Here is a 26457-nt window from a genome sequence, read left to right on the forward strand (position 1 = left end):
CGGCGAACTCATCGACTGCTTCACGCACCAGGAATGCGAAAACTACTTCGCCGCCTGCGGATACGATGCAGATTGATCGGAAAACGCTCTAGGTAGCCATCTTCGCTGAGTTTTCGAAAGGTCTCAAAGTCAATTGTCGAGAAATCAATCGTTGTGCAATTCTTGTCAGTTCTAATATTTGATAGGTATTGCGCAATCATAGTTTTTCCGGTTCCCTTTTCTCCTATTATGAAATACTGATCTTGCTCCAGAACCTGCTTGCTGTGGTTGTCGTCAAAGTATACTTTGCTCAAGATTTCAAAGTTGTTCTTCTCTTGAAAAACGGATGCGTCGTGGCATTTCAGGAAAAGCTGACTAAATTTCTTCATTATCCTAGCTTTCGGCATGGTCACATTTTTCATAGACTAGGCTGCAATTCATTTGTACGACATGTCAACAATCACACGAACTTTGTTTTTCGTGCGAAGGCGAGGTGCGTTACGGTTGGTGACTGAGAAGTTGAGCTTCGCATTATTGCAACTCTAAGGGGCGGCCAGTCGGGCCTTGGCGTGCGTTCCGCTCTTGGCAGGGAGACCCCGGGTCGAGCCCGGAGTGACGGCAAGGCTGGGGCGGTGCGGGCAGGGCCTCCCTCCACTCGACAACGCCCCCGCCCTGTGACAGATCGACGGCGCAAGGAGAGCGCCCATGACCACCACCCGTTTCGCCCCGTCGCCCACCGGTTACCTGCATGTCGGCAACCTGCGGACCGCGCTGTTCAATTTCCTGATCGCGCGGAAGGCCGGCGGCACCTTCATCCTGCGGCTGGACGATACCGACCCGGAGCGCTCGAAGGAGGAATATGTCGACGGGATCAAGGAGGATCTCGAATGGCTGGGGCTGACATGGGACCGGGTGGAGCGGCAGTCGGAGCGGCTCGACCGCTATGCCGCCGCGGCGGATGAATTGCGCGAGAAGGGGCGGTTTTACGAGGCGTTCGAGACGCCGGGGGAGCTGGACCTGAAGCGCAAGAAGCAGCTGAACATGGGGCGGCCGCCGGTCTATGATCGCTCGGCGCTGAACCTGTCGGAGGACGAGAAGGCGAAGCTGCGCGAGGAGCGGTCGGGGCACTGGCGGTTCCTGTTGAACCATGAGCGGATCGAGTGGGAGGACGGGATCCTCGGGCCGGTCTCGATCGACGCGGCGAGCGTGTCGGACCCGGTGCTGATCCGGGGCGACGGGCAGGTTCTCTATACGCTGGCCTCGGTGGTGGACGATACCGAGATGGGGATCACCGACGTGGTGCGCGGGTCGGACCACGTGACGAACACCGCCACGCAGATCCAGATCATCGAGGCGCTGGGCGGCGCGGTGCCGCGGTTCGCGCATCATTCGTTGCTGACGGGGCCGGCGGGGGAGGCGCTGTCGAAGCGGCTGGGAACGTTGGCTTTGCGGGATTTGCGGGAGCGGGGGGTGGAGCCGATGGCTTTGCTCTCGCTGATGGCGCGGCTGGGGTCGGCGGATCCGGTGGAGCTGCGCGGCTCGGTCGAGGAGCTGGTCGAGGGGTTCGACATCGCGCGGTTCGGGGCGGCGCCGACGAAGTTCGACGTGGACGACCTGTTCCCGATGACGGCGCGGTATCTGGCGTCGCTGCCGTTCGAGGCGGTGCAGGAGGACGTGCGGGCGCTGGGCGTGCCCGAGGCGATCGCCGAGCGGTTCTGGGACGTGGTGCGCGAGAACCTGACCGTGAAGTCGGACATGGCCGGCTGGTGGGAGGTGTTCCGCGACGGCGGCAAGGGGGCGGTGCTGGACGCCGAGGACCGGGCCTTCGTGGAGGAGGCCTTTGCGCTCTTGCCGCCGCATCCCTACGGGCCGGAGACGTGGTCGGAGTGGACCGCGGCGGTGAAGGAGAAGACCGGGCGCAAGGGCAAGCAGCTGTTCATGCCGCTGAGGCTGGCGATCACCGGGCGGGCGCGGGGGCCGGAGATGGCCGAGGTGATGCCGCTGCTGCAGGTGCCGCCGTCGTTGTAGGCGCTGTCGGCGCTGTCGGCGCGGCTCAGAGGTGGCGGCAGGTCCATACGACGACGCCGCCGCCGCGGGACGGCGTGATGGTGACGTTCGGGCCGTCGGTCCAGTAGCGGCGATTGTCGCAGGGCTTCTGGCCGGCGACGAAGGCGTGGCCGGGCGCGGTGTTGCCCGGGGCGAACATGCGGCACTGGTAGGTGAAGGCGGTCGCGGTGGCGACGTCGAACCCCGCGGGGCAGGTCTGCGATGCGGCGGTGAGTTCGATGGCCGGGCCGGGGCGGATCGGCGCGGTCTGGTGCGGCGAGACCCCGGGGGTGGTCTGGGCCGCCTGGGCGGGCGGCGCCAGGGCGACGAGGGCGAGGGCGAGCAGGGCGCGGCGGGGCATGGCGGAACCTCCGGGAGCGGACCGGCACGCGATGTGCCGGTTACGCCCGTGGGTCGTGCGGGGCCGCCGCGCGGTTCACTCTCGTGAGAGGCGCAGGAGGATCAGGCCGTTCGGGCCGAGCGTGACCGTGGGGCCGGAGAGGCTGGCCGCTTGTGCCAGAAGGACCTCGCCGGAGGTGCCGAGCTCGTGCGTGACGTCGTCGGCGGACAGGTTGAAGACGCAGGCGATGTCGTCGCCGCGGGTATAGGCGAGCACCGGGTCGGCGCTGTGAAGAAAGACCTGCCGGCCCTCGCGCAGCGATGGCTCGGCCCGGCGCAGGGCCAGCATCGTCTTGTAGAAGGCCAGGACGCTGTCGTCGCCGGTCTGCCCGTCGACGGCGCGCGCGGCCTGGGGCGGTTTCACCGGAAGCCAGGTCTTGTTGGCCTGCGAGAACCCGGCATTGGGGGCGGCGGCCTCCCAGACCATCGGGGTGCGGCAGCCGTCGCGGCCCTTGAGCTCGGGCCAGAAGGTCAGCCCCTCGGGGTCGGTCAGTTCGTGGTAGTCCAGCTCGGTCTCGGTCTGGCCCAGTTCCTCGCCCTGATAGAGGCAGACGGAGCCCTCGAAGGACAGAAGCATCGCGGCGGCGAGCTTCGCCAGCGCGTCCTGGTCGGCGCCGTGCTTTTTCCAGCGGGTCGCGTGGCGCGGCACGTCGTGGTTGGAAAAGGCCCAGCAGGGCCAGCCCTTGGGCGCGTGTTCGAAGAACTCGCCGATCCGCCGGCGGAAGAAGGACGGCGAGAAGTTGGGGCCCAGCATCTCGAAGGAATAGGCCATGTGCAGGCGTTTGCCGGAGGTGTACTGGCCCATGATCTCGATGGCGTGGTGGCTGTCGCCGACCTCGCCCACCATCGTGCGGGCATCGTATTCGTCGCAGAGCGCGCGCATCCGTTCCAGGAAGGCCAGGTTCTCGGGCTGGTTCTTGGAATGCAGGTGGTACTGCATGTCGTAGGGCCGGCGCGCGGGCTCTTCGGGGCGGCGCGGGTCGGCGGCGTCGTCGGGCAGGCGCGCGTCGTGGAAGTAGTAGTTGACCGTGTCCAGGCGGAAGCCGTCGACGCCGCGCTCCAGCCAGAAGCGCATGTTGTCGAGGTGGTACTGCTGAACCTCGGGGTTGTGGAAGTTGAAGTCCGGCTGTTCCTTGAGGAAGTTGTGGAAATAGTACTGTCGCCGGCCCGAGTCCCATTCCCAGGCGATGCCGCCGAAGATCGCCTGCCAGTTGTTGGGCGGCGCGCCGTCGGGCCTGGGGTCGGCCCAGACGAACCAGTCGGCCCGGGGGTTGTCGCGCGACTGGCGCGATTCCTCGAAATAGGGGTGCTGGTCGGAGCAGTGCGACAGCACCTGGTCGATGATGACCTTGAGCCCGAGGTCGTGCGCCCTTCTGACCATTGCGTCGAAGTCCGACAGGTGGCCGAAGACCGGATCCACGCCGCGGTAGTCGGACACGTCGTAGCCCATATCCTTCATCGGCGAGGGGAAGACCGGCGAGAGCCAGATCGCGTCGACGCCGAGGTCGGCGACGTGGCCGAGCCGGTCGGTGATGCCCTTGAGGTCGCCCACGCCGTCGCCGTCGGCGTCCATGAAGGAGCGCGGGTAGATCTGGTAGGTGACGGAGCCCCGCCACCAGCTGTCGTCGGTCATGTCGCTCTCCCTGGCGGCGTGGCGAAGCCCTGCGATCCGGGCGCGGCGCGGGGCAGGTGTCGGCTCAGCAGAAATCAAAGCGCGCCGGGGATCAACCGCGCCTTTGCACCCGCAGCGAAGTTTTCCGCGGCCGGGCCGTCCCGGGCGGTGGTTGCTGGCGGGCGAGGCATTCCGAGCTGTACAGGGAGAATTTGGTGGAGCCGAGGGGAATCGAACCCCTGACCTCGTCATTGCGAACGACGCGCTCTCCCAACTGAGCTACGGCCCCACTGGCGCGCTATGTGATGGGTTTTACGCACGCTGTCAAGCGGCCGCTCGCCGCGCCCTTTCGGGCGCTTCTCGTTCGGGGCGCGACGGGCGGCGGTGTCAGCTTTCGGCTTCGGCGACGTTGCGTTTCACCTCGAAGAAGCTGTCGGGCGTGACGGACATCGAATCGATTCCGGCCTCCACCAGCACCTTGGCGAAGTCTGGGTAGTTCGATGGCGCCTGGCCGCAGAGCCCGACCTTGCAGCCCTTGGCATGCGCCCGCTCGATCACCGAGCGGATCATCCAGACCACCGCCGGCGAGCGTTCGTCGAAGAGCCCGGCGAGCCGGTCGCTGTCGCGGTCGATGCCGAGGGTCAGCTGGGTCAGGTCGTTGGAGCCGATGGAGAAGCCGTCGAAGCGCTCGGCGAACTGGTCGGCGAGGATCACGTTCGAGGGGATCTCGCACATGACGTAGACCTGCATGCCGTTCTTGCCGCGCTCCAGCCCGTTCTCCTTCATCACGGCGAGCACCTGGTCGGCTTCCTCGGGCGTGCGGCAGAACGGGATCATGACGATCACGTTGTCGAAGCCCATCGCCTCGCGGACCCGGCGGATCGCCTGGCATTCCAGCGCGAAGCCGTCCTTGTAGCCCGGGTCGTAGTAGCGCGAGGCGCCGCGCCAGCCGATCATCGGGTTCTCCTCGTGCGGCTCGAACTGGCGGCCGCCGAGGAGGTCGGCGTATTCGTTCGTCTTGAAGTCGGACATGCGCACGATCACCGGCTTCGGGTGGCAGAACGAGGCGATCCGGGCGAGGCCCATGGCGAGGTGGTCGATGAAATAGTCGGCCTTGTCGTCGTAGCCCTTGGTCAGCTCGGCGATTTCCTCCTTCGCGGCCTCGTCCTTCAGCTCGTCGAAATGCAAAAGCGCCAGCGGGTGGACCTTGATCGCGTTGTTAATGACGAATTCCATCCGCGCCAGCCCCACGCCGTCGGTCGGCAGGCGCCACCAGCGGGCGGCGGTGGCCGGGTTGGCGAGGTTCAGCATGACGTGGGTCTTGGTCTCGGGCAGCTGGGAGAGGTCGAGATCCTCGACCTCGTAATCCGAGGTGCCGGCATAGACGCGGCCCTCGTCGCCCTCGGCGCAGGAGACCGTCACCTCCTGTTCGTGGTGCAGGACATGGGTGGCGTCGCCGCAGCCGACGATGGCGGGCACGCCCAGCTCGCGGCTGACGATGGCGGCGTGGCTGGTGCGGCCGCCGTGGTCGGTGACGATGGCGCGGGCGCGCTTCATGATCGGCACCCAGTCGGGGTCGGTCTGGCTGGTCACCAGGATCGTGTCGTCGACGAAATCGTCGATGTCCTTGACGTCCTCGATCAGGCTGACATGGCCGGCGGCCACCGCCTCGCCCACGGCGATGCCGCTGATCAGCAGCTCGCCATGTTCCCGGATGGTGTAGGATTTCAGCGCGCCGGCGTCGACGCGGCTCTGCACCGTCTCGGGGCGGGCCTGGACGATGTAGAGCTTGCCGCTGTCGCCGTCGCGGGCCCATTCCATGTCCATCGGCTGGCCGTAATGGCGTTCTATCTCGGCGGCCTGGCGGGCGAGTTCGACGATCTCGTCGTCGTTCAGCACGTAGGCCGCGCGCTCGGCCTTGGAGGTGGGCACGTTGCGGACGGGGTTGGCCGGGTCGCCGGAATAGATCATCTTCTTTTCCTTGGCGCCGAGCTTGCGTTCGAGGATCGGCTTGAGGCCTTTCTTGCCGAGGAACGGCTTGTAGACCTGATACTCGTCGGGCGTCACGGCGCCCTGCACGACGTTCTCGCCCAGGCCCCAGGCGGCGTTGATCAGCACGACCTTGTCGAAGCCGCTCTCGGTGTCGATGGAGAACATCACGCCCGAGCCGCCGGTGTCGGCGCGGACCATCTGCTGCACGCCGATCGACAGCGCCACGTCCATGTGGTCGAAGCCCTTGGCGTCGCGGTAGGAGATCGCGCGGTCGGTGAACAGCGAGGCATAGCACTTGCGGCAGGCTTCCAGAAGCTGCGCCTCGCCGGTGACGTTCAGGTAGGTCTCCTGCTGGCCGGCGAAGGAGGCGTCGGGCAGGTCCTCGGCGGTGGCCGAGGAGCGGACGGCGACCGACATGTTCTGTTGCCCGGCGCGGCTCGACAGCTCGCGGTAGGCGGCGGCGATGGCCTCGCGCAGGTGGTCGGGCCATTCGCCGGCGCGGATCGCCTTGCGGATGGTCTCGCCCGTCTCGTGCAGGGTGATCTTGCCGTCGGCCAGCGCCTGGGTTGTCTCGCGCACGAGGTCGGTCAGGTCGTTATGCGCGATGAAGCCGCGATAGGCGTCCGACGTGGTGGCGAAGCCCGGGGGCACCGCCACGCCAAGCTCGCCGAGGGTTTGCACCATCTCGCCCAGCGAGGAGTTCTTGCCGCCGACGAGCGCGACGTCGCCCCGCCGCAGGTTTTCGAAGAAGATGACGTCTTTGGTGTCGGTGCTCATGGCGGTTCCTTCCCGTGCCGGTTCGCGGCGAAGATTAACACCGTCATGGAACGGCCTGCGTTGATACGGGTCAAGGTCATGGTTCGAGGTCTGGCGCGCGGCCGGATTTGTCATGGTGTCGCGGGCGCGGGCTGCTACGCTGCCGGGGCACGATGGAGCCGGAGCGGACGACCCATGCGACTGACCGTGAACGGAACCGAGCACGAGCTGGATGTCGAGCCGGACATGCCGCTTTTGTGGGTGCTGCGCGACGAGCTGGGCGTGACGGGCGTGAAATACGGCTGCGGCATCGCGCAGTGCGGCGCCTGCACGGTGCATCTGGACGGGATGGCGATGCGGGCCTGCCAGGTGCCGGCGGCGGCGGCCGAGGGGGCCGAGGTGCTGACCATCGAAGGGCTGGGCGGCGGCGACGCGCTGCACGCGGTGCAGCGGGCCTGGATCGACGAGCAGGTCGCGCAGTGCGGCTATTGCCAGGCGGGGCAGATCCTGCAGGCGGCGTGGCTTCTGGAGACGAGCCCTGCGCCCTCGGACGAAGAGATCGACCGGGTGATGAGCGGCAACCTGTGCCGCTGCGGAACCTATCCGCGGATCCGGGCGGCGATCCACGCGGCCGCGGCCGCGCTGCGCGAGGGCTGAGCCATGACACGCGCCGCAACGATCACCCGCCGGACCCTGTTGATCGGGGCCACGGCGATTGCGGGCGGCGTGGCCTTCGGCGCCTGGGCCGTGCGCCACCCGCATGACAACCCGCTGGCCGAGGGGCTGGGCGCCGGCGAGGCGAGCTTCAACCCGTGGGTGAAGGTCACGGGCGCGGGCATCACGCTGATCACGCCGCATGCCGATCTGGGTCAGGGCGCGGTCCACATGCAGGCCGCGCTGATCGCCGAGGAGATGGACCTCGAATTCGGGCAGTTCGACACCGCGTTCGGTCCGCCCGACCCGGCCTATTACAACCGCGCGATGGCGGCGGAGGCCGGCGCGGCGATGGCGGCGCTGACCCCGATCTCGGCGGCGATGGCGGAAGCGGTCGCGGGCGGGGCGATGAAGCTTTTCGGGGTCCAGGGGACCGGCGGGTCGACCTCGGCGCCCGACAGTTTCGACAAGCTGCGCGAGGCGGGCGCCGTCGCGCGGGAGACGCTGAAACGTGCCGCGGAAGAGCTGACCGGCGTGAGCGCGGCGGAGATGACCACCGAGGCGGGGCGCGTGATCCTGCCGGACGGGCGGGCCTTGCCCTATACCGACCTCGCCGCGGTGGCGGCGGAGGTGGCGCCGGTGCGCGATGTCGTCCTGCGCCCGTCGTCGGAGTGGCGGCTGATCGGCCGGCCGATGGCGCGGATCGACATGGCCGACAAGGTGACGGGGCGGCAGGTCTACGGCATCGACCTGGCGCCGGAGGGCATGCTCCATGCCGCCGTGCGCACCAGCCCGCGGCGCGGCGAGGTGCTGTCATACGACGCCAGCGCCGCGGCGGGGATGCGCGGCGTGCAGGACGTGATCGCGGTGACGGGCGGCGTGGCGGTGCTGGCCGACAACACCTGGCGCGCGTTCCGGGCGCTGGACGCGGTGGAGATCGCGTGGGGGCCGGCAGCCTATCCGGCCGAGCAGGCGGAGCACTGGGAGGCGGTGGGCGCGTCGTTCACCGACGCGCGGATGGACGCGGAATGGCGTGCGGACGGCGACGCGGCGGCGGCGCTGTCGGCCGGCGCCGATGTCGCGGCGGAGTACCGCGCGCCCTACGTGGCGCACCAGCCGCTGGAGCCGCTGAACGCCGTGGTCCTGGTGACTGAACCGCGGGTCGAGGTCTGGACGGCGCACCAGCTCCCGCGCTTCCTGCAGCAGCGCGTCGCCGGGGTGACCGGGCACGATGCCGAGCAGGTCGTGCTTCACAACCAGTTTGCCGGCGGCAGTTTCGGCCACCGGCTGGAATTCGAGCATGTCACGCTGGCCGCCGAGATCGCCAACGCGCGGCGCGGGACGCCGGTGAAGCTGACCTATTCGCGCGAGCAGGACTTCGCCACGGACTTCCCGCGCCACATCGCCATGGCGCGCGGGCGCGGGGCGGTGGCGGACGGCCATGTCACGGCCATCGACATCGACGTGGCCGGCGCGCCGGTGACGGCGTCGCAGATGGGCCGGATCGGGCTGGGCGGCGCCGGGCCGGACACGCAGCTGCCCGCCGGGGTCTGGAATGCGCCTTACGGGCCGGAGCATTTCCGGGTGCGGTCCTATGCCGTGCCCGGGCTGGCGCCGGTGTCGTCCTGGCGCTCGGTCGGCGCCTCCTGCGGCGGCTTCTTCATCGAGACGCTGATGGACGAATTGTGCCACGCCGCCGGGGCCGACCCGGTCGAGGAGCGGCTGCGGCTGATGACCGACCCCGTCGCGCGCGGCGTGCTGGAGGCGGCGGCCGAGATGGCCGGCTGGGGTCGCGACCCGGGCGAGGACAGGGGGCTGGGCGTGGCGCTCGTGGAGAGCTTCGGCGTGCCGGTGGCGGAGATCGTCGAGGTGACGGCCACCGAGGGCGGCATCCGGATCGACGCGGTCTGGGTGGCCTCGGATTCCGGCACGGTGATCGACCCGGTGAACATAGAAAACCACATCCAGGGCGCCGTCGTCTGGGGGCTCGGGCACGCGATGAATTCCGAGATCACCTATCGCGACGGGATGGCGGAGCAGTCGAACTATCACGCGGCCGAGGGGATGCGGATGCACCAGTGCCCGCGGATCAGCGTGCGCACGCTGGAGGCCGCGCCGCGCATCCGGGGGATCGGCGAGCCGCCGGTGCCGCCGGCCGCCCCGGCGCTGGGCAACGCGATCTTCGCCGCCACCGGCCAGCGGCTGCGCGAGATGCCGTTCCGGCGGCATGTGCGGTTCGTGTGAGAGGCTTCGCGATGATCCGGTTCCTTGTCCTCGTCCTCTTTACCGGTTCGGCTGCCGCGCAGGAGGTGACGGTCGACCCGCCGGAAGACGGCTCGGTCAGCCGCGCGGAGGGGCTGGCGGCCTGGGAGCGGGTCCATGACGTCGTCTCGCACCCGCGCTGCGCCAATTGCCATGTGGGCGCGGACAACATCCCGATGTGGTCGGGGCCGAGCTATGGCGAGACCCGGCCGCACGGCATGTTCATCAGCGGCGGCGAGAGCCGGATCGGGGCGGAGTTCCTCCCCTGCAGCGCCTGTCACGTGACGCTGGACGCGGGGCAAAGCCGGACCGACGGCCCGCACAGGCCGCCGCAGGTGGCGCTGGACTGGCGGCTCGCGCCCGTCGACTTCCAGTGGTTCGGGCGGAGCTCGGCCGAGATTTGCGCGCAGATGGCCGACCCCGACCGCACCGGCGGCCGCGACTGGGTCGCGCTGGCCGAGCATCTCAGGGACGATGCCGGGCATGGCGGCTTCGTGAAATGGGGCTTCGACCCCGGCGGCGGGCGGGCGCCGGCGCCCTATGGGCTGCAGGCCCATATCGACGATGTGCTGACCTGGGGCGCGGCCGGCACGCCCTGCGAGACCGGAGGATAGGCGATGCGGAGGCCGCGTCTTTTACAGGTGGCAGGTGCGCTGCTGGGGGCAGCGGCGGTGCTGCAGCTGGTCGCGCTGGTCCTTGGCGCGGACGGCGCCGGGTGGATGCTGGGTCTCGGCGCGGCGGTGCTGGCAGCGCTCGCGGCCGCGGGGCTCTGGCGCGGCTGGCGCTGGCTGGCCTGGCCGGTGTTGCCGGGCGTCATCGTTGCGGCGGGCCTGGCGCTGGGCGGGATCGGAACGCCCGGGGCGCCGGATGCGCTGCGCCTGGCGATGGGGCTGGTCGATGCGGCCGTCGCTATCTGCCTGTTCGCGGCGCTGTGGCGGCCCCGGCACGCAGTCGTGTCGTGAGCCCGTGGCGCGCCGCGGCCGGCGCGGGGCATCCTCGCTCCGGGCGCGGCTGAGCCTTTCTCGGCGCGTTGCGGACAGTCTTCCCTGCGAGTCTTGTGTTCGCGCGCGCTCTCGGCGCTAAGTTGCGGCAGGCGATGCGCGGGGTAGACCGATGTTGTCGAAACGGCTCTGGCGGCTGTTGCAGCTGTCGCGGGAAATCTGGGTCCGGACGACCCTGATCGCGCTGCTCGCGGTGCTTGCGGCGCTGCTCGCCTGGGCGGTGAGCGGCCTGATTCCCGAGGAACTGGCCGACCGGTTCGGGCGGGACGCGGTGCTGCCGGTGCTGAACATCCTCGCCTCCAGCATGCTGGCGGTCGTCACCTTCTCGCTGTCGGTTATGGTCTCGGCCCACCGCGCGGCGGCGAGCCAGGTGACGCCGCGCGCCCACCGGCTGCTGTTGGAGGACACCACGACCCAGACCGTGCTGGCGACGTTCCTCGGCGCGTTCATCTTCGCGCTGCTGGCGCTCGTGCTGTTCCGCGCCGGGTTCTATGGCGAGCGGGCGTCGGTCGTGGTCTTCGGCTTTACGGCCCTGGTGATCGTGCTGGTCGTCGTCGCGATCCTGCGCTGGATCTCGCATCTGACCGGGCTGGGCAGCATGGACGAGACCATGCGGCTGCTGGAGTCCCGGGCGCGGGGCAACCTGGAGAACCACCGCAAGTGGCCGGGGCTGGGGGCGGCCTGCTACGACGGCGAGGCGGACCTGCCGCAGGGCGCGGTGCCGGTGCGGTCCCGCAGCTCGGGGTTTGTCCGGCACGTGGACGTGCGGCTCTTGCAGGCGCGTGCGGAGGCGCGGGAGTGCCGGGTGTTTCTATGCGCCATCCCCGGCGACTGGGTGGGCGAGGGGGAGCCGCTGGCCTACACCGACCATGCGGGCACGGACACCGCCGACGGCATCCACGACGCCTTCACCTTCTCGCCCCTGCGCAGCTTCGACCAGGACCCGCGCTTCGGGGTCTTCGTGATGGCCGAGATCGGGGTGCGGGCGCTGTCGCCCGGCATCAACGACCCGGGCACGGCGATCGAGGTGATCGGCCGGCTGGAGCGGATGCTGATGGAAAACTCGCCGGACAGCGTGGCGGCGGAGCCGGCGAGTTTCCCGGACGTGCGGGTGCGGCGGTTGCCGGAGACGGAGCTGATCGAGGAGGCCTTCGCGATGATCGCGCGGGACGGGGCCGGGATGGTGGAGGTCTCGGCGCGGCTGATGGGCACGCTGCGGCGCATGGCGGGGTCGCGCGACCCGGAACTGTCGGCGGCCGCGCGGGACCTGGCGCGCTATGCGCTGGCGGCCTCGGAGGAGGCGCTGGCGCGCGAGCACGACCTGAAGCGGCTGCACGCCGCCGTCGCGGGCTGGGGCGGGTTCGAGCCCGAGACCGAGCCGGAGCCGCTGGTGATGCGGCCCCGGCGCTGAGCGCTCAGCCGACCAGCTCGCCGCGGGCGAAGCGTTCGATCTGCGCCGCCGGGCGGGCGCCGGTCAGGCGGGCGGCCTCGCGGCCCTCGCGGAACTGGATCAGGGCGGGGATGCCGCGGATGTTGAAGCGCACGGTGGCGTCGGGGTTGGCCATCGTGTCGAGCTTGGCAAAGCGGACATGCGGCGCCATGGTCCGGGCCGCCTTGGCGAACTCGGGCGCCATGGCGCGGCACGGGCCGCACCAGTCGGCCCAGAGGTCGACGATCAGCGGCAGGTCGTCGGCCTTGGCGGCCTTCTCCAGCGTGGCGAGGTCGATCTCGCGGACCTTGCCGTCGGCGAGCTTCGCGCCGCAGACGCCGCATTTCGGCCCGTCGGCCAGCCGCTCGGTCGGCACCCGGTTGGCCGACCCGCAGTCGAGGCAGGTGAGTTTCGTATGGGCCGGCATGGCGGCGCTCCCCTTCAAATTCACTATGGCGAATATATCGGGAGCGGGGCGGCGGAATACAAGAGCGCGCCGCGACCTGCCGAGAGGCTGGGGTGAGGTGCGCTCATCGGGCCCTGCGGGCCCTCTTCGCGAGGAGGGCCGCAGGGGCCGACGAGCGCGGGGTCATTCCGCCGCGTCGGCGTAGCTTTCCAGCGGCGGGCAGGTGCAGACCAGGTTGCGGTCGCCGTAGACGTTGTCGATCCGGTTGACCGGTGGCCAGTACTTGTCGATCCGGAAGGCGCCCGGCGGGTAGCAGCCCTGCTCGCGCGTGTAGGGCCGGTCCCAGTCGCCCACGAGGTCCTCGACCGTGTGCGGCGCGCGCTTCAGCGGGTTGTTCTCGGCGTCGATCTCGCCCGCCTCGACCGCCGCGATCTCGTCGCGGATCGACAGCATCGCCTCGCAGAAGCGGTCAAGCTCGGCCTTGGTCTCGCTTTCCGTCGGCTCCACCATCAGCGTGCCGGCCACCGGCCAGCTCATCGTGGGGGCGTGGAAGCCGTTGTCCATCAGCCGCTTGGCCACGTCGTCCACGGTGATCCCGGCGGACTTGTCGAAGGGCCGCGTGTCGAGGATGCACTCGTGCGCCACGCGCCCGCCCCGGCCCTTGTAGAGCACGTCATAAGCCCCCTCCAGCCGCTTGGCGATGTAGTTGGCATTCAGGATCGCCACCTTGGTCGCCTGGGTCAGCCCCTCGCCGCCCATCATCAGGATGTAGGCCCAGGAGATCGGCAGGATGTTGGCCGAGCCGAAGGGCGTCGCCGAGACCGGCCCCTCGGTGCCGCCCGTGGCCGGGTGGCCGGGCAGGTGCGGGGCGAGGTGCGCCTTCACGCCGATCGGGCCCATGCCGGGGCCGCCGCCGCCATGCGGGATGCAGAAGGTCTTGTGCAGGTTCAGGTGCGACACGTCCGAGCCCAGCTCGCCCGGTTTCGACAGCCCCACCAGCGCGTTCAGGTTGGCGCCGTCCAGGTAGACCTGGCCGCCGTACTGGTGGGTAATGTCGCAGACCTCGCGCACCGTCTCCTCGAACACGCCGTGGGTCGAGGGATAGGTGATCATGCAGGCGCCCAGGTTCTCGCCCGCCTCTGCCGCCTTGGCGCGGAAGTCCTCGACGTCGATGTCGCCGTTCTCGGCCGATTTCACGACGACCACCTTCATCCCGGCCATGTTCGCCGAGGCAGGGTTGGTCCCGTGCGCCGACATCGGGATCAGGCAGATGTTGCGGTGGGTGTCGCCGTTCGCCCGGTGATAGGCGGCGATGGTCAGAAGCCCGGCGTATTCGCCCTGTGCGCCGGAATTGGGCTGCATCGACATGGCGTCGTAGCCGGTGATCTCGCACAGCTTGGCCGAGAGGTCGTCGATCAGCTCGCGGTAGCCCTGCACCTGCCCGTCGGGGGCGAAGGGATGGATGTTGGCGAACTCGAACCAGGTGATCGGCGTCATCTCGGCCGCCGCGTTCAGCTTCATCGTGCAGGAGCCCAGCGGAATCATCGCCCGGTCGAGCGCCAGGTCGCGGTCGGCCAGCCGGCGCATGTAGCGCATCATCTCGGTCTCGGCCCGGTTCAGGTGGAAGATCGGGTGGGTCAGGTAGTCCGACTGGCGCAGGAGCGGCTCGGGCAGGCGGTATTCCTCGGAGCGCGGGGCGCCGATTTCCAGCCCGAAGGCGACCCAAAGCCGGTCGATGTCCTCGAAGCGCGTGGTCTCGTCCAGCGCGATGCCGACCTTGCTGTCGCCGACCTTGCGCAGGTTGATCCGCTGGTGCCGGGCCGATTGCAGGATCACGCCCTGCAGCGCGCCGACCTCGACGGTGATCGTGTCGAAGAACTCCTTCGGCTCGACCGTGTAGCCGGCGGCCTCCAGCCCGCGTGCCACGCGCAGCGCCTTGCGGTGGATCTGCTGGGCGATGGCCTTGAGCCCCTTGGGCCCGTGGAACACCGCGTAGAACGAGGCCATGACCGCCAGGAGCGCCTGCGCGGTGCAGACGTTCGACGTCGCCTTCTCGCGCCGGATGTGCTGTTCGCGGGTCTGCAGCGACAGGCGGTAGGCCTTGTTGCCGCGGTCGTCGACCGAGACGCCGACGATGCGGCCGGGCATCGCCCGCTTATGCGCGTCGCGGCAGGCCATGTAGGCGGCATGCGGGCCGCCATAGCCCATCGGCACGCCGAAGCGCTGGGTGGAGCCGACGGCGATGTCGGCCCCCATCGCACCGGGTTCCTTCAGGAGCGTCAGCGCCATCGGGTCGGCGATGACGGTGCCCAGCGCCTTCTGCGCGTGCAGCGTCTCCATCTGCGCGGTGAAATCGCGCAGGTGGCCGTAGGTGCCCGGGTACTGGAAGATCGCGCCGAACAGCCCGGCCTCGGGCATCTCGTCCGGGTCGCCGACGATCACCTCGATCCCCAAGGGTTCGGCGCGGGTCTCGATCACCGCGATGTTCTGCGGGTGGCAGTTCTCGTCCACGAAGAAGCGGGTGGCCTTCGACTTCGACACCCGCTGCGCCATCGCCATCGCCTCGGCCGCGGCGGTGGATTCGTCCAGCAGCGAGGCGTTGGCGATGTCCAGCCCCGTCAGGTCGCAGATCATCGTCTGGAAGTTCAGCAGCGCTTCGAGCCGGCCCTGGCTGATCTCGGGCTGATAGGGCGTGTAGGCGGTGTACCAGGCGGGGTTTTCCAGGATGTAGCGCTGGATCGCCGGCGGCGTGACCGTGCCGTGATAGCCCTGGCCGATCATCGTGGTGAAGACCTGGTTCTTCTTGGCGCATTGCCGCATGTGCCAGACGAGTTCGCGCTCCGACAGCGGCGCGCCCAGCTCCAGCGGCTCCGCCTGGCGGATCGACTGCGGCACCGTCTCGTCGATCAGCGCGTCGAGGCTGTCGGCGCCGACCACCTCCAGCATCTCCGCCATCTCGGCGGGCGAGGGGCCGACATGGCGGCGGTTGGCGAAGTCGTGCGGATTGTAGTCGGTGGGGGTGAAGGGCATGTGTGGACCTTGTTGCTGCTGCTGGTTCGGGCGGGCAGGGGACCGGCGGCGGTGCCTGCCGTCATCCCCAGGGGCCGCGGCCCGTGGCGCTAGCCGATGAAGTCCTTGTACTCGGACTCGTCCATGTATTCGTCGATGGCCGTGGCGTCCTCGGCCCGGATCTTGAAGAACCAGCCGTCGCCCAGCGGGTCCTCGTTCACCAGCCCGGGGTTCTCGACGATGGCGTCGTTCACCTCCACGATCTCGCCGTCGAGCGGCGCGAGGATGTCGGAGGCGGCCTTGACCGACTCGATCACCGCGACCTCGTCGTCCTTGGACACTGTCGTGCCGGCGTCGGGCAGTTCCACGAACACCACGTCGCCCAGCTGCTCGCTGGCATGCTCGGTGATCCCGACGACGATCAGGTCGTCTTCGGGGCGGAGCCATTCGTGCTCTTCGGTGTATTTCATGAACGTCTCTCTCCTGTTGTTCATCGCTTGTAGCTCGCGGTGCGGAACGGCATCGGCACGACGGTGGCCGGCAGGCGCTTGCCCCTGACCTCGCCGTAAAGCGTGGTGCCGTCATCCGCGTGGCCGGTCTCGACATAGGCCATGGACATGGGCGCTTCGATGGAGGGGCCGTAGGCGCCGGAGGTGACGGCGCCGATGGGAGTGTCGGTCTCGGCGGTGGCGAAGATGTCGGTGCCGGGGCGCATCGGGGCGCGGCCCTCGGGGCGCAGGCCGATGCGGCGGCGGGGGGCGCCCTCCTGCAATTCGCGCAGGATGCGCCCGGCGCCGGGAAAGCCGCCCGCGCGCGCACCGCCGGGGCGGCGGGGCTTGCCGATGGCCCATTCGAGGGCGGCCTCCACCGGGCTGGTCGTGGTGTCGAGGTCGGCGCCGTAAAGGCACAGCCCGGCCTCCAGCCTGAGCGAGTCGCGGGCGCCGAGGCCGATGGGCGCCACCGCGTCGATATCCAGCAGGGCGCAGGCCAGCACCTCTGCCTGCGCCTCGGGCACGGAGATCTCGAAGCCGTCCTCGCCGGTATAGCCGGAGCGCGAGACCCAGAGTTCGCCGAAGACCGTGTCGAAGACGGCGACATCCATGAACCGCATCTGCGCCACGCCCGGAACAAGCGCCGCCAGCGCGGCTTCCGCCTCGGGGCCCTGCAGCGCCAGCAGCGCGCGATCGCGGACCGGCGTGATCTCGCAGCTCTCGGCCAGATGCGCGCGCAGATGCGCCAGATCGTCCGCCTTGCAGGCGGCGTTGACCACCAGGAACAGATGGTCGCCGCGATTGGCCACCATCAGGTCGTCGAGGATGCCGCCCGCGTCGTTGGTGAAGAGCGCATAGCGCTGCCGTCCCTCCTTCAGCCCGGCGATATCGGCGGGGACCAGCGTTTCCAGCGCCAGCGCCGCGTCCTGCCCCGGCTTGGCGCGCAGCAGGATCTGGCCCATGTGGCTGACATCGAACAGCCCGGCGGCCGCGCGGCAGTGCAGGTGTTCCTTCAGCACGCCCATCGGGTACTGCACCGGCATCTCGTAGCCGGCAAAGGGCACCATCTTCGCCCCCAACTCGCGATGCAGGTCGTTCAGGCTCGTCCGCCGCAGGTCGCTCATGCCGCCCCTTCCGTCCAAGGCCGGACGCATGCCCGGCACCGAAACGCGCGGGGTCTGCCCCGCGCACCGATGCCCCCTCTGTCCTTTCGCCTGAGATCGTTATCCCTTCGGCGCCCCGTGCCCGGGGTCTCTCCAGAGTTCGCGCTCGGCCAGGTCCCTGTCGCCTGAGAGTTTACCGGGGCGGTTGCTCCTTCGGCACCGGCGCCTGCGCCGGATTCTCCCTGAACCGATGTCGCGGAGGCTATGCGAAGCGCCGCAGAGCAGCAAGGGGTTGTCTTCCGCGCCGCCCCCGGCCAGATGTTGGGGTCATGTCAGACCCGTTCTTCTTCGGCTACGGATCGCTCGTGAACCGGGCGACGCATGACTTCACCGATGCGCACAAGGCCCGGCTTCTGGGCTGGCGCCGCGTCTGGCGGCATACCGCGCTGCGCCCCGTGGCGTTCCTGACGGCCGAGCCCGACCCGCAATCCGAGATCGACGGGCTGATCGCCCATGTGCCGAACGACGACTGGGCGGCGCTGGACGAACGCGAGCACGCCTATGACCGCACCCGCGTGACCGGGCAGACCCGGCACGGGGTGACGCGGCCCTTGCACATCCAGGTCTATTCCATCCCGCAGGGCAAGCACGGCGCGCCCGACCGGGCGCATCCGGTGCTCCTGAGCTACGTGGACGTGGTGGTGCAGGGCTATCTGCACGAATACGGCGAGGACGGTGTCGCACATTTCTTCGAGACGACGGCGGGCTGGGACGCGCCGATCCTCGACGACCGGGCGAAGCCGATCTATGCGCGCCACCGGCCCCTGACCCCGCACGAACGCGCGCTGGTCGATCACTGGCTCCGCAAGGTCGGCGCTCGGGTCACGACGCGGGCCTGACCCGCGCTCGTCGGCCCCGTGCGGGGCCTTCTCGCGATGAGCGCCGGCGGGCGCGAAGAGCGCGGGGTCAGCGCGGGGTCAGCTTTTCCAGCGCGGTGCCGTCGGCCCAGGTGCCGTGCAACGCGCCATCCGGCATCACCACGTAGACCACCGGCGTGTCGCTGCCCCAGTCGACGGCCACGACCCGGCCCTCGATGATGCCCTGGCCGCGATAGGTGTCGCCGCCGACGGACCATTCGACCTCCACTGCCGTGCCCTGCTGCACGATCCAGACCGTACCGTGATAGGTCGAGCCGTCCGGGTTGCGGCCTGCGGCGGCGTACTGGCCGTCGATTCCGATCACCGGGACCGGTTTCGTGCCGGGGCCGGTTTCCTTCTTGCCCTGCTGTTGCTGGGCCGGGGCGGCGGTGGCAAGGGCCGAGAGCAGGCCGGCGGCGAGAAGGCGGCGGGTGAGCATGGCGGATCCTCCTGATTGCGCAGGAATGATCGGGCGCGGGCGCAGCGTTGGCAAGTCGGGGAATCCGGACGCCATCAGGCGACCGGATCGGCGTCGCTGCCACGCCCGGGGCGCGCCCACCGGCATTTCATCCCTGCAGCGCGCGCACCCCGATCTCGCCGTCTTCGCGGGCCCGCATGGCCAGCGCCGCCGCATGGCTTCCGGCGAGCGTGGTGAAGTACGGGATCTTGTCGGTCAGCGCCACGGAGCGCATCGAGCGCGAATCCTCGACCGCCTGCGCGCCCTCGGTGGAGTTCATCACCAGCGTCACGCCGCCGTCCTTCATCACGTCCACGATGTTCGGCCGGCCCTCGTAGGCTTTCAGCACCGTCTCCGCCTCCAGCCCGTGCGCCTTCAGGAAGGCCGCCGTGCCGCGGGTGGCGAGGAGCCGGAAGCCGAGGTCCGACAGGATCTGCGCCGTCTCCACCAGCTCCGGGGTCTTGTCCTCTTCCTTGATCGACAGAAAGGCGGTGCCGCCCTCGGGCAGGTGGGTGCCGGCGCCCATCTGCGCCTTGAGGAAGGCGTGCGGGAAGGTCCGGTCCCAGCCCATGACCTCGCCGGTCGAGCGCATCTCGGGACCGAGCAGCGTGTCGACGCCGGGGAAGCGGGCGAAGGGCATCACCGCCTCCTTGACCGAGTACCACGGCATGTTCGGGTCGGCGAGCGTCAGCGGATCGGCCAGCGGCAGCGGGTCGTCCGGGCCGGTGCCGGGCGGGTAGGGGGCGCGTGTCGGGAAGGCCGAGAGCGGCTCGCCTGCCATCAGCCGCGCGGCGATCGACGCGATGGCGCTGTCGGTGGCCTTGGCGACGAAGGGCACGGTGCGGCTGGCACGGGGGTTCACCTCGATCAGGTAGACCGTGCCGTCCTTGACCGCGAACTGGACGTTCATCAGCCCGACGACGTTCAGCGCCTTGGCCAGCGCGGCGGTCTGGCGCTCGATCTCGGCGATGATATCGGCAGGCAGGGTGTGGGGCGGCAGGCAGCACGCGCTGTCGCCGGAATGCACCCCGGCCTCCTCGATATGCTGCATGATGCCCGCGATATGCACTGCTTCGCCGTCCGACAGGCAGTCCACGTCGACCTCGACCGCGCCGGAGAGGTAGCTGTCGAGCAGCACGGGGCTGTCCCCCGAGACCACCACGGCCTGGTCGATATAGCGTTCCAGATGCGCCTGGTCGCGGACGATCTCCATCGCGCGGCCGCCCAGCACATAGGACGGGCGGATCACCAGCGGGTAGCCGATCCGCTCGGCCATCGCCAGCGCCTCGGCCTCGGAGTGGGCGATGCCGTTGTTCGGTTGTTTCAAGTCGAGCTTGTTGACGAGCGCCTGGAACCGCTCGCGATCTTCCGCCAGGTCGATGGCGTCGGGCGTGGTGCCGAGGATCGGAATGCCGGAATCATGCAAGGCATTGGCCAGTTTCAGCGGGGTCTGCCCGCCGAATTGCACGATGACTCCATGCAGGGTGCCCGCCTCCTGCTCCACCCGCAGGATCTCCATGACATGTTCGAATGTGAGCGGTTCGAAATACAGCCTGTCGGATGTGTCATAGTCCGTCGACACGGTCTCCGGGTTGCAGTTGACCATGATGGTCTCGTAGCCGCTGTCGCTCAGCGCGAAGCAGGCGTGGCAGCAGCAATAGTCGAACTCGATCCCCTGGCCGATCCGGTTCGGGCCGCCGCCGAGGATCACCACCTTCTTGCGGTCGGACGGCCGGGCCTCGTCCTCCACCTCGCCCATCACCGGGGTTTCGTAGGTGGAGTACATGTAGGGCGTCTGCGCCTCGAACTCGGCGGCGCAGGTGTCGATGCGCTTGAACACGGCTGTTACACCCGCGGCGATGCGGTCGGCGCGGATGCTGGCCTCGGTCCGGGCGGTCAGCGTGGCCAGTCGGGCATCGGTGAAGCCCATCATCTTCAGCTTGCGCAGGCCGGTCGCGTCCTGCGGCAGGCCCTCGGCGCGGACCTGCTCTTCCGTCTCCACGATCTCGCGGATGCGGGAGAGGAACCAGGGGTCGAAGCTGGTGACGTGCTGGATCGTGTCGTCGTCGAGCCCGTGGCGCATTGCCTGCGCGACCAGCCGCAGCCGGTCCGGCGTCTGGGTCGACAGGGCTTTGATCACGGCGGCGTGGTCGCTTTCGCCCTCGATCCCCGGAATGTCGATTTCGTCGAAGCCCGACAGCCCCGTCTCCATCGAGGACAGCGCCTTTTGCAGGGATTCGTGAATCGTGCGGCCGATGGCCATGGCCTCGCCGACCGACTTCATCGCAGTTGTCAGCTCGGCCTTGGCGCCGGGAAACTTTTCGAAGGCGAAGCGGGGGATCTTGGTGACGACATAGTCGATGGTCGGCTCGAACGACGCCGGCGTCACCTTGGTGATGTCGTTGTCCAGCTCGTCCAGCGTGTAGCCCACGGCGAGCTTCGCCGCGATCTTGGCGATGGGAAAGCCGGTGGCCTTCGACGCCAGCGCAGACGACCGCGACACCCGCGGGTTCATCTCGATCACCACCATGCGGCCGTCCTCGGGGTTCACCGCCCATTGCACGTTCGACCCGCCGGTCTCGACCCCGATCTCGCGCAGCACGGCGATCGAGCCGTTGCGCATGATCTGGTATTCCTTGTCGGTCAGCGTCAGCGCCGGCGCCACGGTGATCGAGTCGCCGGTATGCACGCCCATCGGGTCCACGTTCTCGATGGAACAGACGATGATCGCGTTGTCCGCCTTGTCGCGGACCACCTCCATCTCGAACTCCTTCCAGCCGAGCAGCGACTCGTCCACCAGGATCTGGCCGACCGGCGACGCCTCCATCCCCGTCCGGCAGTAGAGCTCATAGTCCTCGCGGTTATAGGCCACGCCGCCGCCGGTGCCGCCGAGCGTGTAGGCCGGCCGGATGATGGCGGGCAGGCCGACATGTTCCAGCGCCTCCATCGCGCGGGACAGGCCGGCGGCGATGTCGAACTTGCCGCCCGCGGCCTTCGGCGCCGAGACGATGGTGGCCTTGGGATTCTCCAGCCCGATCCGGTCCATCGCCTCGCGGAACAGGCCGCGATCCTCGGCCATCTCGATGGCCTCGCGCTTGGCGCCGATCATCTCGACGCCGTATTTCGCCAGAACGCCCATCTCCTCGAGCTTCAGCGAGGTGTTGAGGCCGGTCTGCCCACCCATCGTCGGCAACAGCGCGTCGGGGCGTTCCTTCTCGATGATCTTGGCGACGACCTCGGGGGTGATCGGCTCGATATAGGTGGCGTCGGCCAGCCCCGGGTCGGTCATGATCGTCGCCGGGTTCGAGTTGACGAGGATGACCCGGTAGCCTTCCTCGCGCAGGGCCTTGCAGGCCTGGGCGCCGGAATAGTCGAACTCGCAGGCCTGCCCGATGATGATGGGCCCGGCGCCGATGATCATGATCGAGTGGATGTCGGTTCTCTTCGGCATGGATCCCCCGGGGTTAGGTCGGCGGGGTTATAGACGTGCGCAGCGCCGGTGCAAGGGTATCCGGATATACGCCGGCCGCATCCCGTGCTCGCATGGTGCGCAACGCCCTCTTGGGATCGGCCGCTCGCCTCAAAATCGCCCAGTTCCCCGCTTAGCAAAACGGAAAAAACGGGCAGTAAACTGGTATTAAGAGGTACGGATGCGTAATTTTTTCTGCTTTTCAGCGGCCTACCTTGTCGTTGGAATTCTATTGGTTCAGCTGTTCCGCGGCGATGCTGCGGAATCCGTTCTGATCGCCCTGAAGGCTTCGGCGGCTATCCTGCGGAATTCGGACTGGCGCATCATGGGTGTCTTCGTGCTGGCGCTGGCCTATGTCTTTTTCTCGTGCGGCCGGTCTGAGTGGCGTGAACTGGCGATACGGCTGGGCTTTGCCGTCGTCGGAACGATCGTTTTCCTGTCGGCATTCGGGCTGATCAAGACGCTTCTGACCGACATCCAGCCGTTCTTTGCGGACCGGTTGTTCGCCAATCTCGACGCCGCGCTGCATGGCGGCGTGGACCCGTGGAGGATCACGCATGAGTGGGCCGCGGCGATACCGATGAGCTGGGCGGGGCCTATTTACCTGCATGTCTGGAGCGCGCTGTCCGCCCTTGTGCCGCTGGCGCTCGCCGTGCTCGATCGGGATGAGGCGCGCGTACGCCGCTACCTTGTCCTTTACGGTGTCGCGTGGATCCTGCTGGGCAATGCCCTTGCCCTTGCCGGCATGTCGGCCGGGCCGGTCTACTACGACCGGGTGCTCGGAGCCGACCGCTTCGCTGAGTTGAACGCCGCCATAGACGGGGGTGCGCTGGGCAACCCGCTGTTTCGTTTGATCCAGGAAGGACTCTGGGAATTGCACGTGGACGGGCCAAAGATTCTCGGCACCGGCATCTCGGCCTTCCCGAGCGTGCATGTCGCTGTGGCCTGCGTCGTCGCACTTTATACCGCGGAGCGAGTGCGGTGGCTGACCCCGGTTGCTTTCGTCTTCGTAGGGGCGGTCCTATTCCTGTCGGTTTTCACCGGGTATCACTACGCGATCGACGGCTACGTTTCAGTCCTCGTGGTCGGTGCAAGCTGGGCCTGGTTGCGCCGTGGAGAGATGCGGCGTGGAGAGATTCGAGAAGTCGCTGCGCCAGTTGCTGTTCCCGCCGAGTAGCGGCCGAACGCGGTTAGAAGGTTCGTCCGGCGGGGCTTGCCGCGCCTCGTCATGCCCCCCTATGCATCCGCATCACGATCGGGACGAGAGGATGCGACATGCTTCAGGGGAAAGCCGCCATCATAACCGGTGCAAGCCGTGGCATCGGCCGCGCAGCGGCCGTCGCGCTGGCGAAGGCGGGTGCACGAGTTCTGGTTCATGGAACCAATGCGGATCTGCTTGAACCGCTGGCCGAAGAGATCGGGGGGCTCTGGCTAGCCGGCGACGTCGCCGATCCGGCGACGGCCGCGGCGGCAGTCGCGCGGGCCGAGGCGCGGTTCGGCGGCGTCGATATCCTGGTCAACAACGCCGGGATCAACACCCGGTCCGCGACGCTCGACATGACCCTGGACGACTGGCAGCGGGTGATCGACGTAAACCTCACCGGCACGCTGCATTTCTGCCGGGCCGTCCTGCCGGGGATGATCGCGCAAGGCGCCGGCCGGATCGTCAATGTCAGCTCGGCCGCCTCCAAGACGCCGCACCGCAATGCCGCGCCGGCCTATGGCGCGTCGAAGGCGGGGGTGAATTACCTGACCCTGCACCTTGCCCAGGAGATGGCGCCGCACGGCATCCACGTGAACGCCGTCTGTCCCGGCCCGGTGGAAAGCGACATGACGGCGCAGTGGGACGACGACTATCGCGCGAAGGTGCTGCAGCGGGTGCCGCTGGGGCGGCTCGGGACGGCGGAGCAGGTCGCCGAGGCGGTTCTGTTCCTGGCCGGCCCGGGGGCGGATTTTGTCACCGGAGAGCTGTTGGACGTGAATGGCGGCACGGTGATGGACTGAGTTGCCGCTCGCCCTGTCTGCGGGTGGATAATGTAAACTTGTTTACATATGGAACCCGTTGACTTGAAATGGAAACTGCGACACTCTTTGACAACTGTTTGAAGAGGTGGCCATGGCCGATCTGCGGCTGGCGATCATCGCCGACGACCTGACCGGCGCGCTCGACACGGCGGCGCCGTTCACCGCGAGTCCGGGGGGCGTCGTCGTGGCCACGCGGCCGGAGGCGCTGCGCGTGGCGCTGGATCGCCGGCCGGCGGTCGTTGCCGTCTCGACGCGCTCGCGGGAAATGCCGGCGCGGGCCGCGCGCGAGGCGGTCGCGGCCACGCTGGCGATGCTGCCGCCGGGGGCGGCTGTCCTCAAGAAGATCGATTCGCGTCTCAAGGGGAATGTCGCCGCCGAGCTCTCGGCGTTCCAGGGGCCGCTGACGGTCTTGCCGGCGATTCCCGAATTCGGGCGGGTGGTCTCGGACGGCGCCCTGCGCGGCTTCGGCGTCGAGACGCCGCTGCCGGTGCGCGACGTTCTCGGCGACGCCGCGGCGCGGGCCACGGTGCCGGATGCCGAGACCGACGCGCAGTTGTCCGAGGCGCTGGCCGCCGCGCCGGAGGACGCGGTGCTCGTCGGCGCCCGCGGGCTGGCGCAGGCCCTGGCCGCGCGCTGGGGGCTGGGCGCCCCGCCGCCCGCCGAGTTGCCGGCCCCGGTCTGTTTCGCCATCGGGTCGACCGACCCGATCACCCGGGCGCAGGTCGACGCCCTGCGCGCGGATCGGCCGACGACCGCGTTCGTCGCGGCCCCCGCCGGCCGGGTGCCGCCGCCGCCAGACGACGTGCCGGACATCGCCGTGGTCGCGACGACCGAGGGCGACGAGACCCGCCCCGCCACGGTCGCGTGCACCTTCGCCCACGGCTTGGTGCCCTGGATCCGGTCGGCCCATGGCGCGCTCCTCACCGGCGGCGCCACGGCCGAGGCCGTGCTGGACGCGCTCGGCGTGTTCCGCCTGTCGCTGATCGGCGAGGCGCTGCCGGGCCTTCCGGCGGCGCGGTCGGGCCGCTGGGTCTTCGTGACGAAATCGGGCGGGTTCGGCCAGCCGGACGCATTGCTGCGGCTGGCCCCCGGAGCGCAGCGGGCCGAGGTCTGAGCGATGACGGACAAGCCCGGCCGCAGCACGGCGGCGCAACGCAAGAGCCTGGCGGACGTGGTCTTCGAGAAGCTCAACCGCGCCATCAAGTCCGGCGCCTACGCCGCCGACGAGCGCCTGCCGACCGAGCATGACCTTGCCGCCGAGTTCCAGGTCTCGCGCCCGGTGATCCGCGAGGCGCTGCGCCGGCTACGCGACAACGGGCTGGTCTATTCGCGCCGCGGCGCCGGCAGCTTCGTGCGGCAGGTCGGACTGCGCGAGCCGATCGGCTTCGGCCATGTCGCGAGCATCGCCGATCTGGACCGCTGCTACGAGTTCCGCATTACGCTGGAACCCGAGGCCGCCGCCGCCGCCGCCCGTCGGCACGATGCCGTCTCGATGGCGCCGATCGACGCCGCCCTGGCCGAGATGCGCGACGCCACCCAGCGCCGCCGCCACCGCGAGGATGCCGATTTCGCCTTTCACCTCGCCATCGCCCGGGCCTCGGACAACCGCTATTTCGCCACGGCGATGGAGGCGCTGGAGGACCATATCGCGGTGGGAATGCAGTTCCACGGCATGTCGCTGAAGATCACGCCCGACGGGCTGGTGCATGTCTACGAGGAACACAAGGAGATCGCCGAGGCGATCCGCGAGGGGCGGGCCGACCGCGCCCGCGACCTGATGCGCGCCCACCTGATCGGCTCGCGCGACCGGCTGTTCGAGGGGCGCCGCGCCGGTTTGGGCGAAAGCGCCTGACCGGCTACCAGAGCGCCCAGTGCTGGCCGGCCCAGGCGTGGCCCACGAAATGCACGAAGGCGTTCAGGTAGACCACGGCGAAGAGCGCGGTCAGAGCCTGCCCGGCCCGCGTCTCCAACCGCCGCCAGATCACCACGAGGCAGGCGGCAAAGGCCACGCCCTCCAGCACGCCGAACAGCCGCCCGTGATGGTCGGCGTCCCAGAACGACACCGGGCTGACCAGCCGCCAGTCGCTGACCGGCCAGAAATGCGCATGCGCGTCGCCCGCATGCAGCGGCAGATCGAACGCGATGTGCAACAGCGCCGCGGCTGCCAGGAGCCACAGCCAGCGCTGGCGCAGCAGCAGACCTGCAGCCACCGCCGCGGCGTAGACGAGGGCCGAATTGAAAATGTCCACCAGCGCGTCGAGCGCGACCAGGTCGCCCGCGCCGCGGCCCCGCAGGAAATGCTCCGCGAAGAGAAAGGCGTCGGGCAGCAGCGCGCCCGCCAGGATCACGGCCCACTCGGCCCGCGTCGCCCGCCGCCCCAGCACTGCCAGCCCCAGGGCCATATGCGCCGGCGTGTTCATCTCTGCCCCGCATGCCGTTTCATCTTGGCC

General features: G+C 69.1%; 22 protein-coding genes, 1 tRNA gene and 2 riboswitches. Of the genes, 11 read left to right on the forward strand and 12 right to left on the reverse strand.

Annotated features, from left to right (window positions below; genetic code table 11):
- Positions 1-20: 20 nt before the first annotated feature.
- Entirely contained in the window at positions 21-401 is a 381-nt protein-coding gene (locus tag P1J78_RS05915; protein ID WP_275566405.1) for a hypothetical protein, read from the reverse strand.
- Positions 402-684: 283 nt separating this feature from the next.
- On the opposite strand from P1J78_RS05915, the gene gltX reads away from it, so the two are divergent.
- Positions 685-2007 carry a glutamate--tRNA ligase gene (gene gltX, locus P1J78_RS05920; protein ID WP_275566406.1) on the forward strand — a complete coding sequence of 441 codons (1323 nt, stop codon included), beginning with the start codon at positions 685-687 and terminating at the stop codon, positions 2005-2007.
- 25 nt (positions 2008-2032) lie between these two features.
- Here gltX and P1J78_RS05925 read toward each other — a convergent pair whose 3' ends face one another.
- From P1J78_RS05925 to ppsA, 4 genes are all read right to left on the reverse strand, one after another.
- On the reverse strand, positions 2033-2386 hold the full coding sequence (locus tag P1J78_RS05925) for a hypothetical protein (protein ID WP_275566407.1): 354 nt from the start codon (positions 2384-2386) through the stop codon (positions 2033-2035).
- Positions 2387-2461: 75 nt separating this feature from the next.
- Positions 2462-4057 (reverse strand): alpha-amylase family glycosyl hydrolase, encoded by a 1596-nt coding sequence (locus P1J78_RS05930; protein WP_275566408.1) that lies wholly within the window; start codon positions 4055-4057, stop codon positions 2462-2464.
- Positions 4058-4249: 192 nt separating this feature from the next.
- A tRNA-Ala gene (locus P1J78_RS05935) sits at positions 4250-4325 on the reverse strand.
- Between the two features lie 98 nt (positions 4326-4423).
- Positions 4424-6805 (reverse strand): phosphoenolpyruvate synthase, encoded by a 2382-nt coding sequence (ppsA, locus tag P1J78_RS05940; protein ID WP_275566409.1) that lies wholly within the window; start codon positions 6803-6805, stop codon positions 4424-4426.
- Between the two features lie 174 nt (positions 6806-6979).
- On the opposite strand from ppsA, the gene P1J78_RS05945 reads away from it, so the two are divergent.
- The 5 genes from P1J78_RS05945 to P1J78_RS05965 all read left to right on the forward strand — a co-directional run bounded on the left by P1J78_RS05945 (position 6980) and on the right by P1J78_RS05965 (position 12112).
- Complete coding sequence (locus tag P1J78_RS05945) at positions 6980-7441, forward strand: (2Fe-2S)-binding protein (RefSeq protein WP_275566410.1); 462 nt, start codon at positions 6980-6982, stop codon at positions 7439-7441.
- 3 nt (positions 7442-7444) lie between these two features.
- Positions 7445-9682, forward strand: a complete 2238-nt coding sequence (locus tag P1J78_RS05950; protein WP_275566411.1) for a xanthine dehydrogenase family protein molybdopterin-binding subunit — start codon at positions 7445-7447, stop codon at positions 9680-9682.
- A gap of 11 nt (positions 9683-9693) precedes the next feature.
- Entirely contained in the window at positions 9694-10314 is a 621-nt protein-coding gene (locus P1J78_RS05955) for a hypothetical protein (protein WP_275566412.1), read from the forward strand.
- A gap of 27 nt (positions 10315-10341) precedes the next feature.
- Entirely contained in the window at positions 10342-10662 is a 321-nt protein-coding gene (locus tag P1J78_RS05960; RefSeq protein WP_275566413.1) for a hypothetical protein, read from the forward strand.
- 151 nt (positions 10663-10813) lie between these two features.
- Positions 10814-12112, forward strand: a complete 1299-nt coding sequence (locus tag P1J78_RS05965; protein ID WP_275566414.1) for a DUF2254 domain-containing protein — start codon at positions 10814-10816, stop codon at positions 12110-12112.
- 4 nt (positions 12113-12116) lie between these two features.
- On the opposite strand, the gene trxC is transcribed toward P1J78_RS05965, so the two are convergent.
- From trxC to gcvT, 4 genes are all read right to left on the reverse strand, one after another.
- Complete coding sequence (gene trxC / locus P1J78_RS05970; protein WP_275566415.1) at positions 12117-12557, reverse strand: thioredoxin TrxC; 441 nt, start codon at positions 12555-12557, stop codon at positions 12117-12119.
- Between the two features lie 162 nt (positions 12558-12719).
- Positions 12720-15566, reverse strand: a complete 2847-nt coding sequence (gcvP, locus tag P1J78_RS05975) for an aminomethyl-transferring glycine dehydrogenase (RefSeq protein WP_275566416.1) — start codon at positions 15564-15566, stop codon at positions 12720-12722.
- An 89-nt stretch (positions 15567-15655) separates the two neighbouring features.
- Positions 15656-16015 (reverse strand): glycine cleavage system protein GcvH, encoded by a 360-nt coding sequence (gcvH, locus tag P1J78_RS05980; RefSeq protein ID WP_275566417.1) that lies wholly within the window; start codon positions 16013-16015, stop codon positions 15656-15658.
- Positions 16016-16035: 20 nt separating this feature from the next.
- Positions 16036-17160, reverse strand: a complete 1125-nt coding sequence (gcvT, locus tag P1J78_RS05985; protein ID WP_275566418.1) for a glycine cleavage system aminomethyltransferase GcvT — start codon at positions 17158-17160, stop codon at positions 16036-16038.
- A gap of 76 nt (positions 17161-17236) precedes the next feature.
- A riboswitch (glycine riboswitch) is annotated at positions 17237-17298 on the reverse strand.
- 3 nt (positions 17299-17301) lie between these two features.
- Positions 17302-17393: riboswitch (glycine riboswitch) on the reverse strand.
- Between the two features lie 75 nt (positions 17394-17468).
- Between gcvT and P1J78_RS05990 the strand changes: the two genes are divergently transcribed.
- Positions 17469-18038, forward strand: coding sequence for a gamma-glutamylcyclotransferase family protein (locus P1J78_RS05990; protein WP_275566419.1), 570 nt, complete (start codon positions 17469-17471; stop codon positions 18036-18038).
- Between the two features lie 67 nt (positions 18039-18105).
- Here the strand turns inward: P1J78_RS05990 and lfb1 are convergent, their stop codons facing one another.
- Both lfb1 and carB read right to left on the reverse strand, forming a co-directional pair.
- Positions 18106-18495 carry an LIC10280 family protein gene (lfb1, locus tag P1J78_RS05995; RefSeq protein ID WP_275566420.1) on the reverse strand — a complete coding sequence of 130 codons (390 nt, stop codon included), beginning with the start codon at positions 18493-18495 and terminating at the stop codon, positions 18106-18108.
- A gap of 127 nt (positions 18496-18622) precedes the next feature.
- Positions 18623-21964 carry a carbamoyl-phosphate synthase large subunit gene (gene carB, locus P1J78_RS06000; protein WP_275566421.1) on the reverse strand — a complete coding sequence of 1114 codons (3342 nt, stop codon included), beginning with the start codon at positions 21962-21964 and terminating at the stop codon, positions 18623-18625.
- A 199-nt stretch (positions 21965-22163) separates the two neighbouring features.
- Here carB and P1J78_RS06005 point away from each other — a divergent pair, with 199 nt between their 5' ends.
- The 4 genes from P1J78_RS06005 to P1J78_RS06020 all read left to right on the forward strand — a co-directional run bounded on the left by P1J78_RS06005 (position 22164) and on the right by P1J78_RS06020 (position 25859).
- The gene (locus P1J78_RS06005; RefSeq protein ID WP_275566422.1) at positions 22164-23159 is read left to right on the forward strand and encodes a phosphatase PAP2 family protein; all 996 of its coding nucleotides are present in this window, start codon (positions 22164-22166) and stop codon (positions 23157-23159) included.
- 98 nt (positions 23160-23257) lie between these two features.
- Positions 23258-23986, forward strand: a complete 729-nt coding sequence (locus P1J78_RS06010; RefSeq protein WP_275566423.1) for an SDR family NAD(P)-dependent oxidoreductase — start codon at positions 23258-23260, stop codon at positions 23984-23986.
- Positions 23987-24098: 112 nt separating this feature from the next.
- On the forward strand, positions 24099-25121 hold the full coding sequence (locus P1J78_RS06015) for a four-carbon acid sugar kinase family protein (protein ID WP_275566424.1): 1023 nt from the start codon (positions 24099-24101) through the stop codon (positions 25119-25121).
- A gap of 3 nt (positions 25122-25124) precedes the next feature.
- Positions 25125-25859 carry a FadR/GntR family transcriptional regulator gene (locus P1J78_RS06020; protein WP_275566425.1) on the forward strand — a complete coding sequence of 245 codons (735 nt, stop codon included), beginning with the start codon at positions 25125-25127 and terminating at the stop codon, positions 25857-25859.
- A gap of 4 nt (positions 25860-25863) precedes the next feature.
- Here P1J78_RS06020 and P1J78_RS06025 read toward each other — a convergent pair whose 3' ends face one another.
- Positions 25864-26427 (reverse strand): cobalamin biosynthesis protein CobQ, encoded by a 564-nt coding sequence (locus P1J78_RS06025; RefSeq protein WP_275566426.1) that lies wholly within the window; start codon positions 26425-26427, stop codon positions 25864-25866.
- Between the last annotated feature and the right edge of the window lie 30 nt (positions 26428-26457).

Source organism: Psychromarinibacter sediminicola, from assembly GCF_029168335.1.
Lineage (GTDB): Bacteria > Pseudomonadota > Alphaproteobacteria > Rhodobacterales > Rhodobacteraceae > Psychromarinibacter > Psychromarinibacter sediminicola.